The sequence below is a fragment of the Actinokineospora spheciospongiae genome, from assembly GCF_000564855.1.
Classification (GTDB): Bacteria; Actinomycetota; Actinomycetes; order Mycobacteriales; family Pseudonocardiaceae; genus Actinokineospora; species Actinokineospora spheciospongiae.
Genome location: NZ_AYXG01000119.1, coordinates 1 through 10802 on the forward strand (window position 1 = coordinate 1; position 10802 = coordinate 10802).

Consider the following 10802-nt stretch of genomic DNA (forward strand, 5'->3'; position numbering starts at 1 on the left):
CACATGATCGCCATAGGGGCCCCGGCCAAACACATCCACCCACCCGGGCACACCAACCAAACGACCGGGCTCGAAAAGCAGCCACGCAGAAGCGCAGGTCAGGAACCAGAAACCGCGACCGGCTCCAGCACCTCAGGCCGAGCCCGCCGCAACGCCGCCCACATCAACACCGCCCCCACCACCGCCAACACCCCGTACACCGCCAGCAACTCCGGCGGCGTGGTCCCGGTCAGCGCGTCCCCCAGCAGCACCGCCGCCACCGTCCCCGGCACAGACCCCAGGAACGTCCCCGCCAGGTAGGGCTGCCACCGGATCTCCGACAGCCCGCAGCAGTAGTTCATCGCCGAGAACGGCACCATCGGGATCAGCCGCAGCCCCAGCACCCCGGCGAACCCGCTGCCGGTCAGCCGCGAGTTCACCGCCCGCAGCACGGCCCGCTCCAGGTGGGGTTCGACCCACCGCCGCCCGAGGCCGCGGCTGAGCCAGAAGGCGAGGGCGGCGGCGATGGTGGTGGCCGCCATGGCGATGGCGATGCCCCAGCCCTCGCCCAGGACCAGGCCGACCGACAGGTTGAACACCGTGCGCGGCACCGGCGGCACGGTCAGCAGCGAGTACGCCGCCAGGAACAGCACCGGGGTGGCCCAGCCGAACCCGGCGGCCCAGTCGCGGACCTCGACCGGGCTGGGGATGGGCACCAGTGAACCCGCCACGACCAGCGCGACCACGACGGCGAGCAGTGCGATCAACACGCGGCGTCCCGACACCCGCGCAACGGTATCCGGCGACCGGTTCGCGGACCGCACCGCCGACCCTCCCGGTGACGCGGCCCACCTCGCCGCGGTCGGTGCACCGCCGAACAGCACTTACACTTGGGGTGAGCCCAGTTCCGTCCTAGGGAGTGCTTGAGTGGTCACCGACCAGTCCGCAACTGGCCCGTCGTCCCAGCAAGATCCCGACCAGCCAGAGCCCGAGCCGCGCGAGGAGTGCGGTGTCTTCGGGGTCTGGGCCCGCGGCGAGGAAGTCGCCAAGCTCGCCTACTACGGCCTCTACGCCCTTCAGCACCGCGGTCAGGAGGCGGCGGGCATCTCCGTCTCCGACGGCAGGCAGATCGTGGTCTTCAAGGACCTCGGCCTGGTCAGCCAGGTGTTCGACGAGCAGGTGCTCTCCAGCCTGCGCGGGCACATCGCCGTCGGGCACTGCCGGTACTCCACCACCGGCTCCACCACCTGGGAGAACGCCCAGCCCACCTTCCGCACCACGGCCACCGGCAGCGGCCTGTCCCTGGGCCACAACGGCAACCTGGTCAACACCGCCGAGCTGCGCGACCGCGGCGCCGAGCTGGGTGTCGGCGCGATGCGCGGGGCCACCACCGACTCCGACCTGCTGACCGGCCTGCTCGCCGCCGGGGCCGCCGACAAGGGCATCGAGCAGGCGGCGATGGAGCTGCTGCCGACCGTGCGCGGCGCCTACTGCCTGGTCTTCGCCGACGAGTCCACCCTCTACGCCGCCCGCGACCCGCACGGGGTGCGGCCGCTGGTGCTGGGGCGGTTGGAGCGCGGCTGGGTCGTGGCCAGCGAGACCGCGGCCCTGGACATCGTGGGCGCCTCCTTCGTCCGCGAGGTCGAGCCCGGTGAGCTGATCGCCATCGACGCCGAGGGGCTGCGCTCGTCGCGCTTCGCCACCCCTGAGCCCAAGGGCTGCGTCTTCGAGTACGTCTACCTGGCCCGCCCGGACACCACGATCGCCGGTCGCGGGGTGCACGCCACCCGGGTGGAGATCGGTCGCAAGCTGGCCGTGGAGTACCCGGCCGAGGCCGACATGGTCATCCCGGTGCCGGAGTCCGGCACCCCGGCCGCCATCGGGTACGCCCAGGCCAGCGGCATCCCCTACGGCACCGCGCTGGTCAAGAACGCCTACGTCGGGCGCACCTTCATCCAGCCGTCGCAGACCATCCGCCAGCTCGGCATCCGGCTCAAGCTCAACCCGCTGCGCGACGTCATCCGCGGCAAGCGGCTGGTCGTGGTGGACGACTCGGTGGTCCGCGGCAACACCCAGCGGGCCCTGGTGCGGATGCTGCGCGAGGCCGGTGCGCTGGAGGTGCACGTGCGGATCGCCTCGCCGCCGGTGCGCTGGCCGTGCTTCTACGGCATCGACTTCGCCTCCCGCGCGGAGCTGATCGCCAACGGCCTCGACCTCGACGGCATCCGCCGCTCCATCGGCGCGGACACCCTGGGCTACGTGTCGCTGGAGTCGCTGATCGCGGCCAGCGAGCAGCCGCGCAGCAGGCTGTGCTCGGCCTGCTTCGACGGCGAGTACCCGATCCCGCTGCCCGACGACGCGCTCATCGGCAAGCACCTGCTGGAGGGGATCGAGAAGGGTGTGACCGGCTCCGCCGCACCCGTCCCGGCCGCCGGGTACGGTGCCGAGGACGCCCTGCGTCGCCCCTGATCGCCCGGCAGCCCCGCCGGTCCGCCCGCCTCCGACCTGATTCGAGCCATGACTGAGAACCTCGCGTCCGAGCCCGCCCTGTCCGCCACCTACGCGGCCGCGGGGGTGAGCATCGACGCCGGTGACGAGGCCGTGGAGAAGCTCAAGCCGTGGGCGGCGAAGGCCACCCGCCCGGAGGTCCTGGGCGGCATCGGTGGTTTCGCGGGCCTGTTCCGGCTCAAGCTCGACCGCTGGAAGGAGCCGGTGCTCGCCTCCTCCACCGACGGTGTGGGCACCAAGATCGCGGTCGCGCAGGCGCTCGACATCCACGACACCGTCGGCATCGACCTGGTCGCCATGGTCGTCGACGACCTGGTGGTCTGCGGTGCCGAGCCGCTGTTCCTGCAGGACTACATCGCCGTCGGCAAGGTCCTCCCGGACCGGGTCGCGCAGCTCGTGAAGGGCATCTCCGAGGGCTGCGTGCAGGCCGGCTGCGCGCTGCTGGGCGGGGAGACCGCCGAGCACCCGGGCCTGATGACCGACGGCGCCTACGACCTGTCGGCGACCGGCGTCGGCGTGGTCGAGGCCGACGCCGTGCTCGGCCCGGACCGGGTCCGCCCCGGCGACGTGCTGATCGGCATGGGTTCCTCCGGCCTGCACTCCAACGGCTACTCGCTGGCCAGGCACGTGCTGCTGCAGATCGGCCGCATCCCGCTGTCCGGGCACGTCGAGGAGTTCGGCCGCACCCTGGGCGAGGAGCTGCTGGAGCCGACCCGCATCTACGCCAAGGACTGCCTGGCGCTGGTCGCCGAGGCGGAGGTGCGCACCTTCGCCCACATCACCGGCGGCGGCCTGGCCGCGAACCTGGCCAGGGTGCTGCCGCCCGGCCTGCACGCCACCCTGGAGCGCGGCACCTGGACCCCGCAGCCGGTCTTCTCGATGATCGCCCAGCGCGGCCGGGTGGCCCGCGAGGAGATGGAGCGGACGTTCAACATGGGCGTCGGCATGGTCGCCGTGGTCGCGCCGGAGGAGGCCGACCGCGCGCTGGCCGTGCTCACCGCCCGGCACGTCCCGTGCTGGCTGCTCGGCGAGGTCCGCCCCGCCACCGACGCCGACGGCCCGCGCGCCGAACTCGTGGGCGAGCACCCGCGCTTCTGATCGCGGCCCCCGGGCACGGCCCCGGCCGCTGATCCGAGCCCCGGGGCAACCCGGCCCCGCCCCGCGCCGTTCTACCGTTCGGAGCGCGCGAGGGGAGGGGCCGCCGTGTCGGACCGCGACAGCGAGTTCGGTGAGTACCTGGACAGCCGCGCCGCCGTGATGCGCAGGACCGCGTACCTGCTCTGCGGCGGCGACTGGCACCGGGCCGAGGACCTCGTGCAGACGACCCTGGCCAAGATCTACGCGGCCTGGCCCCGGCTGGTCCGCGGCTCCGGCATCGACGGGTACGCGCGCAAGGTCATGGTCCGCGCGGCCATCGACGACTCCCGGCGGGCGTTCCGCAGGCGGGAGAACGCCGTCGAGCGGCTGCCCGAGGTCGGCGTGCCGCCCGCCGGGGTGGACGACGCGGTCGACGTGCGCCGGGCGCTGGCCCGGCTGCCCGCGGGCCAGCGCGCCGTCGTCGTGCTCCGCTACTGGGACGACCTGTCCGTCGCCGAGACCGCCAAGGCGCTGGGGAAGAGCGAGGGCACCATCAAGAGCCAGGCGTCGAAGGGCCTCGCCACCCTGCGCACCCTGCTGGCCGACGGGCGAGTGGCCGTGGAGGGGCTGCGATGAGCGAGTTCACCGAGTCCGACGTCCGCGCCGCCCTCGACCGGGCGGTGGCGGGCGAGCCGCCGTTCACCCTGGACCGCGAGGCGGTCTTCGCCGAGGGCCGCCGCCGGGTGCGCCGCCGCCGCACCGCCGCCTACGGCCTGGCGGCGGTCACCGCCGTCGCCGTCATCGGCACCAGCACGCTGGCCGCGGGTGCGCTCAGCACCTCCCCGCAGCCCATGCCCCCGGCCGCCCCCACGGCCCCGGCGACCACCACGAAGCCCACGAAGCCCACGAAGCCCACCTTCCCTGCGTCGACACCCCCCTCCACCAGCACGACGACGCACTCCGCCGCCCCCGCGACCACCTCCGCCGACCGCAACTCCGCCGCCATGCGCGACGCGTCCATCGCCTGGCCCGTGGAGATCTTGCGGAAGGAGGGCGCGCACGGCGAGTGGTACCGGTTCGACGCCACGGGCACCCTGTCCGCCCGGCTCATCACCAAGACCGGCGACCGCAGGCTCATCGTGCAGCTCCGGGGCCCCGAGGGGGTCCCGCCCGCGACCGAGTGCCCGCCCGCGACGCGGTCGAGCCTGGTCTGCTCCCGCTACGACCACCCGGACGGCACGGTCCTGCGGGTCCTGGAGGACCACGCCGCCTCGTCGATCGTCGTCACCTCGCTGCGCCCCGACGACACCTACGTCACCGTGCAGGAGACCGCCTCGGGCATCCTCCCGTCGCGGCTGGCGCGGGTGCTGGAGACCCACACGGTCGTCGACCTGGCCCTGGTGGAGGGCCTGAGCGCCACCGGGGGATAACCGCTACGCCGAACCCGGCCGCCGCGGCCATACTGGTGGTGTGGCCGAGGACCTGGTGGTGACCCGCGCGCTGGTGATCCCGGCGGGCGAGCTGCGCGAGCGCTTCTCCCGCTCGTCGGGTCCCGGCGGCCAGGGCGTCAACACCGCCGACAGCCGCGTCGAGCTGTCCTTCGACGTGGCCGGTTCGCAGGCCGTCCCCGAGCACCTGCGCCCGCGGCTGCTGGCGAAGCTGTCGTCGCGCCTGGTCGACGGCGTCGTCACGATCGCCGCGAGCGAGTTCCGCGCCCAGTTGGCCAATCGCGCCGCCGCCCGCGACCGCCTCGCCGCCCTCCTGCGCGACGCCGCCGCCCCGCCGCCCGCGCCCCGCCGGGCCACCAAGCCCTCGCGCGGCTCCCGCGAGCGCAGGATCACCGACAAGAAGCGCCGGTCCCGCACCAAGCAGGGCCGCCGCGTCCGCCCGGACGACTGATAACCGGCTCACCACCGGGAACAACTCCCCGACCGCTCGGCGCTGGACCCTTCGAGAGCACGAACCACGTCGGAGGAGAACACCCGTGAGCCTGTTGTTCAGCCCGCTCGACCTGCGCTCGGTCACCCTGCCCAACCGGGTGGCGGTCAGCCCGATGTGCCAGTACTCGGCCACCGGCGGGCTGCCGGACCACTGGCACCTGGTGCACCTGGGGTCGCGGGCGGTCGGCGGCGCCGGGCTGGTCATCGCCGAGGCCAGCGCGGTCGAGCCGATCGGCCGGATCTCCCCGGAGGACACCGGCATCTGGTCGCCGGAGCACGTCGAGGCGTGGCGGCCGATCACGGCGTTCATCAAGGAGCAGGGGTCCGTGCCGGGCATCCAGCTCGCCCACGCGGGCCGCAAGGCCTCCACGTACAGCCCGTTCGCCGAGGGCCGCGGCGGGGTCGCCGACGCCGACGGCGGCTGGACCCCGGTCGGCCCGACCACCGAGCCGTTCGTCGACGCCTACCGCACCCCGGCGGCGCTGACCGGGGCCGACATCGCCGAGGTCGTGCGGAAGTTCGCCGAGGCCGCCCGGTACGCGGTCGAGGCGGGCTTCGAGGTCCTGGAGGTGCACGCCGCCCACGGCTACCTGCTGCACGAGTTCCTCTCGCCGCTGTCGAACACCCGGACCGACGCCTACGGCGGCGACGCCGAGGGCAGGCTCCGGTTCCCGCTGGAGGTCGTCCGCGCGGTCCGCGCCGCCGTCGGCGAGGACGTGCCGGTCCTGGCCCGCCTGTCGGCCTCCGACTGGACCGAGGGCGGTCTGACCGCCGAGGACAGCGCCGACATCGCCCGCGCCCTGGTCGACGCGGGGGCGGACCTCATCGACGTCTCCAGCGGCGGCAACGTGCCGTCGGCGCCCATCGAGACCGGCCCCGGCTACCAGGTGCCCTTCGCCGCGGTCATCCGCAACAAGGCGGGCGTCCTGACCGGCGCGGTCGGCGAGATCACCGACGCGCAGCAGGCCGAGGCCATCCTGACCGACGGCTCCGCCGACCTGGTCCTGCTGGCCCGCGAACTGCTCCGCGACCCGTACTGGCCGCTGCGCGCCGCCGCCGCCCTCGGCGACGAGGTGGCCCCGCCCGCCCAGTACGGGCGGGCGTTCTGAGCACACGCCGATGACCACCCCGACGGGTGACGCTGTCGGGGTGGTGCGGTGTGTGGTCGACGGCCCGGGGCAGCGCGGAAGACCGCGGGTGCCGTGGTGCGGCGGGGGTGAACGCGAAGGGGCTGCCGCGTGTTCCGGGGTGCCGGTCCACGCCGCAGCCGTCTCCGTGATGTCGACGGTGACCCCACCCGGCCAGGACGCGCTACCGTCCTGGACCCGCTGTGAAGGCCACCCCGGCGACCAGGGCCGTCGGGGTGGCCTTCACAGCGTTACGAGAGGGGATGCGGGGTCGGGTCCGGAGCCGGTGGGCGCCGGACCCTAGCTTCATCGCCGGTAGTCGTCGTACTCGTCCTCGGACGAGTCCTCCAACCGGTCACTGGTGTGACCGTCTTCGGGCCCTCCACTCGACAGCTCGCGCTGAAGCGCGTCGAAGTCGGTGTGGTGTGAGCTGTACTTGAGCTCCCGGGCCACCTTCGTCTGCTTGGCCTTAGCTCGGCCGCGCCCCATGGCTCGACCCCCTCGCACAGTGACGGGGCGGCCGGGGGAACGGCGGCCCCGTAGATGTCGACAGTTGATTCCTGCCAACTACCGTACCGTGCCGAAGGGGTTCCGTGCGACGCGGCACGGTGTGCAGAAACCGACATCCCGGGGAACTTCCCTCCCCGGCGCCGCGGTGGCGACCCCCCGTGAAACGATGACCGGGTGTCCCGTCCGTTCGTCGCCTACCTGAGGGTGTACGAGCCGTTGTCCGCGTTCGCGGAACCGCTGGCAGGACGCCTGCGCGCCACGGTCGAGAGCACTCCCCTGGACCGTTCGGACGTCGCCCGCCGCGAGCGTGAGGTGTGGCTCAAGTCACAGCTCTACGCGCCTCCGGGCACCCTCCCCGGCGAACTCCCCGACGGCCGCCAGTCCACCAGCGCCGTCCGCGACCTCCTGGTGATCGACCCCGTCGAGGTCCCGGTCGAGGACGCCACCGTGGGCCCCGGCCCGCTGGTCTGCCCGCTGGACCTGCGCGCCCGCTCCGCTGCGGCGATGGTCGGCTTCATCTCCACCGCCACCCCGGTCCTGCGCGCCGCCGCCCTGGCGGGCACCGCCGAGTCCGCCAAGACCAAGGCCGCCACGGTCCTGGGCGACCTCCCCAACGGCGCGGTGCACGTGGTCTCGACGACCTGGACCGTCCCCCTGCCCTGGTTCGCCCTGGTCGACCCGGCCCACCGGCACGTGGTCACCGCCGCCTCCCGCACCGACCCGCACCGGCAGGTCCACTGGCGGGTCGCCATGGCCGACGCCCGCCGCCGGGCCGAGCGGGCCCGAGCCCTCGCCGCGCGCACCTTCGGCGAGGGCGGACCCGCCAAGGTCCTCGCCGACACGGCCAAGTGGTTGGAGAACTTCCACGAGCACTCGGCGGTCGAACTCGACTACGGCGGCCTGGTCCAGCTCCTCACCGACGAGGAACTGGAGGGGGACACCTCGGCCGAGGACGTCCACGCCATCCTCCGGGCCATCGAGGACTCCGACCCCACCACGGTGGGCACCCGCTTCGAACGCCTGCGGGACTTCTGGGGCGACCTCGCCGCCAGGGAACAGCTCAACTGATCCCGGGACCGGCTACGCGTACTCGGACTCGTAGAGCGCGTTCAGCTCGGCGTGCAGCTCCGGGGACGCGGCCAGCTCCACCCCGTCCAGCACCCGCACCCGGGTGATCTTCCGGACGCTCGACGCCAGGAACACCGCGTCCGCCGCCCGCAGGTCGGCCACCGGGATCGGCTCGACCTTCGTCGTCCACCCAGCCCGCTCCGCGGCCCGGAACAACGCCCCCTGCGTGGTCCCCGCCAGCACCCCGCTCGACGGCGGCACCGTCCGCAGGGTCCGCCCCCGCACCAGCACGGCGGTGGAGGTCGGCCCCTCCAGGACGGTGTCGTCGGCAGCGGTGAAGATGACCTCCTCCGCCCCCTGGGCGGCGGCGTGGCGACCGGCGGCCATGTTCACCGCGTAGGACAGCGTCTTCGCCCCCAGCAGCAGCCACGGCGCCCCCGGCACGTCGGACGGGTCGAACCCGCGGGCCAGGGTCACCGCGGCGACCCCGGACACCCGGGCCCGCAACTGCGACGCCGCGATGGGCAGCCCCAGCGCGAACGAGGTGGTCGACCCGTCGCCGAACTCCGGCCCCCGGGTGTAGACGAGCTTCAGCGCCATCTCCCCGGCGGCGGGCCACTCGGAAATCACCACCGAGCACACCCGCTCCCACGCGGCCCGGTCCGGCTCCGGCAGGTCCAGCATCGCCGCCGACCGCGCCAACCGGTCCAGGTGCGGCCCCAGCTCCCGGGGCTTCCCGTCCACCACGAGCACGGTCTCGAAGACCCCGTCCCCGCGCAGCAGGCCGAGGTCGTCGACCCGGATGTGGGGGGCGTCGGGGTCGAGGACGGTCCCGTCCAGCATCGCCAGCACGCGCATGGGGGAACCCTACTGGCATAACATCGACGGGGTGGAAACCGCGCACCCGATAGCCCGGCGCCGTGCTGAACTGCGCGACACGCTGCACGGCCGCGGAATGCGGATGACCCCGCAGCGCCAGCTCGTGCTCGACGCGCTGCTGGAACTCGAGCACGCCACGCCCGAGCAGGTCTGCCAGCACGTGCAGCGCACCACCCCCACGGTCAACATCACCACCGTCTACCGCACCCTCGAGCTGCTGGAAAGCCTCGCGGTCGTCCGCCACACCCACCTCGGCCACGGGGCGCCGACCTACTCGGTGCACGAGCACGAGCACGTCCACCTGGTCTGCCACCGCTGCGGCCACGTCGACGAGGCCGAGCGCGCGGTGATGGACGAGCTGTGCGGAACACTGCGCGCCCGGCACGGGTTCCACCTCGATGCCAGCCACCTCGCGCTGTCCGGCACCTGCCGCGCCTGCTCCCAGGAGAACCCGTGACCCGCTCCCCCCTCCTCGACCTCCCCGGCGCCATCCCCGCCCCGGACGACTCCCCCGACGCGGCCGTCCCCTGGCACTTCGGCGACCCGTTCGCCGAGCAGCGCGCCGCCACCCGCGGGGTCGGCGTGGTCGACCGGTCGCACCGGGAGGTCATCGCCGTCCCCGGCGAGGAACGGCTGTCCTGGCTGCACCTGGTCATCTCCCAGCACGTCACCGGTCTCGCCGAGGGCGCGGGCACCGAGGCGCTGATCCTCGACAGCCAGGGCCGCGTCGAAGCCCACATGCTCCTCGCCCACGTCGACGGCACGGTCTGGCTCGACACCGAGGCGGGCGCGCAGACCTCCGGCGCCCGCCCCGGCCGGGTCCCCCTGCTGGCGTACCTGGAGCAGATGATCTTCTGGTCCAAGGTCGAACCCCGCGACGCCACGGCGGAACGCGCGGTGCTGTCCCTGGTCGGCCCGCACACCCCGGCCCTGCTGGCCGAGGCGGGCCTCCCGGTCCCCGACGGCCCCTACGCGGTCGCCGAGGGCGCGGGTGTCATCGTCCGCCGGATGCCCTGGCCCGGCCCCGACGCGGCGGACCTGCTGGTCCCCCGCGCCGACCTGCTCACCTGGTGGCAGCGCCTCACCGCAGCGGGCGCCCGCCCCACGGGCAGCCTCGCCTTCGAAGCCCTCCGCGTCGAATCCGCCCACCCCCGCGCGGGCCTGGACACCGACGAGAAGACCATCCCGCACGAGGTCGGCTGGGTCCACGTCGCCGCCCACGTCGCCAAGGGCTGCTACCGGGGCCAGGAAACGGTGTCGAAGGTCCACAACATCGGCCGCCCCCCGCGCCGGATGCTGCTGCTGCACCTCGACGGCTCCGACACCGTCCCGGAACCGGGCGACCAGGTCCGCGCGGGCGAACGCGTGGTCGGCAAGGTCGGCTCGGTCGCCCAGCACCACGAACTGGGCCCCATCGCCCTCGCCCTGGTCAAGCGCTCCATCGAACCCGGCACCCCCCTCACCGTCGGCGAAACCGGCACCAGCGCCGCCATCGACCCCGACGCCATCCCCGCCGATTCCCCCGCCCTGGGCCGAGCCGCCGCCCAGGGCCTCCGAGGCTGACCCCGGCGGCCCAGCCCGCCCCAGCCCGGCTCGCCCCGCCCCAGCCCGGCTTGGCCCGCTCCTCACGAAGCCTCGAAGCCACCACGAACCACGTGGCGAACGGCTGGATCGGGTGGAGTTGTTTCTTTGGGGGAGAAGACCCTCTGCCAAG

The 10802-nt window shown here is 73.9% G+C and carries 12 protein-coding genes; 9 read left to right on the forward strand and 3 right to left on the reverse strand.

Annotated elements, in window-relative coordinates:
• Positions 1–98 precede the first annotated feature (98 nt).
• Positions 99–764, reverse strand: coding sequence for a TVP38/TMEM64 family protein (locus UO65_RS16645; RefSeq protein WP_035283502.1), 666 nt, complete (start codon positions 762–764; stop codon positions 99–101).
• Positions 765–906: 142 nt separating this feature from the next.
• Here UO65_RS16645 and purF point away from each other — a divergent pair, with 142 nt between their 5' ends.
• The 6 genes from purF to UO65_RS16675 all read left to right on the forward strand — a co-directional run bounded on the left by purF (position 907) and on the right by UO65_RS16675 (position 6613).
• On the forward strand, positions 907–2448 hold the full coding sequence (purF, locus tag UO65_RS16650) for an amidophosphoribosyltransferase (RefSeq protein WP_035283504.1): 1542 nt from the start codon (positions 907–909) through the stop codon (positions 2446–2448).
• 48 nt (positions 2449–2496) lie between these two features.
• Complete coding sequence (gene purM, locus UO65_RS16655; protein WP_035283506.1) at positions 2497–3585, forward strand: phosphoribosylformylglycinamidine cyclo-ligase; 1089 nt, start codon at positions 2497–2499, stop codon at positions 3583–3585.
• 105 nt (positions 3586–3690) lie between these two features.
• On the forward strand, positions 3691–4200 hold the full coding sequence (locus UO65_RS16660; RefSeq protein ID WP_035283509.1) for a SigE family RNA polymerase sigma factor: 510 nt from the start codon (positions 3691–3693) through the stop codon (positions 4198–4200).
• The gene (locus UO65_RS16665) at positions 4197–4994 is read left to right on the forward strand and encodes a hypothetical protein (protein WP_035283511.1); all 798 of its coding nucleotides are present in this window, start codon (positions 4197–4199) and stop codon (positions 4992–4994) included. Before UO65_RS16660 ends, UO65_RS16665 begins: the two co-directional genes overlap by 4 nt.
• A gap of 40 nt (positions 4995–5034) precedes the next feature.
• Entirely contained in the window at positions 5035–5463 is a 429-nt protein-coding gene (arfB, locus tag UO65_RS16670) for an alternative ribosome rescue aminoacyl-tRNA hydrolase ArfB (RefSeq protein WP_035283512.1), read from the forward strand.
• An 85-nt stretch (positions 5464–5548) separates the two neighbouring features.
• Positions 5549–6613: an NADH:flavin oxidoreductase/NADH oxidase gene (locus UO65_RS16675; protein ID WP_035283514.1), complete on the forward strand. Its 1065-nt coding sequence runs from the start codon at positions 5549–5551 to the stop codon at positions 6611–6613.
• 324 nt (positions 6614–6937) lie between these two features.
• Here UO65_RS16675 and UO65_RS16680 read toward each other — a convergent pair whose 3' ends face one another.
• Positions 6938–7120: a DUF3073 domain-containing protein gene (locus UO65_RS16680; RefSeq protein ID WP_035283516.1), complete on the reverse strand. Its 183-nt coding sequence runs from the start codon at positions 7118–7120 to the stop codon at positions 6938–6940.
• Between the two features lie 195 nt (positions 7121–7315).
• Here UO65_RS16680 and UO65_RS16685 point away from each other — a divergent pair, with 195 nt between their 5' ends.
• Entirely contained in the window at positions 7316–8209 is an 894-nt protein-coding gene (locus tag UO65_RS16685; protein ID WP_035283518.1) for a hypothetical protein, read from the forward strand.
• Positions 8210–8221: 12 nt separating this feature from the next.
• Here the strand turns inward: UO65_RS16685 and UO65_RS16690 are convergent, their stop codons facing one another.
• Positions 8222–9067, reverse strand: coding sequence for an aminodeoxychorismate lyase (locus tag UO65_RS16690; RefSeq protein WP_035283520.1), 846 nt, complete (start codon positions 9065–9067; stop codon positions 8222–8224).
• Positions 9068–9164: 97 nt separating this feature from the next.
• On the opposite strand from UO65_RS16690, the gene UO65_RS16695 reads away from it, so the two are divergent.
• The gene (locus UO65_RS16695; RefSeq protein WP_052021263.1) at positions 9165–9545 is read left to right on the forward strand and encodes a Fur family transcriptional regulator; all 381 of its coding nucleotides are present in this window, start codon (positions 9165–9167) and stop codon (positions 9543–9545) included.
• Complete coding sequence (gene ygfZ / locus UO65_RS16700) at positions 9542–10651, forward strand: CAF17-like 4Fe-4S cluster assembly/insertion protein YgfZ (RefSeq protein ID WP_035283522.1); 1110 nt, start codon at positions 9542–9544, stop codon at positions 10649–10651. The genes UO65_RS16695 and ygfZ overlap by 4 nt, the downstream gene beginning before the upstream one ends.
• The last annotated feature ends 151 nt before the right edge of the window (positions 10652–10802 follow it).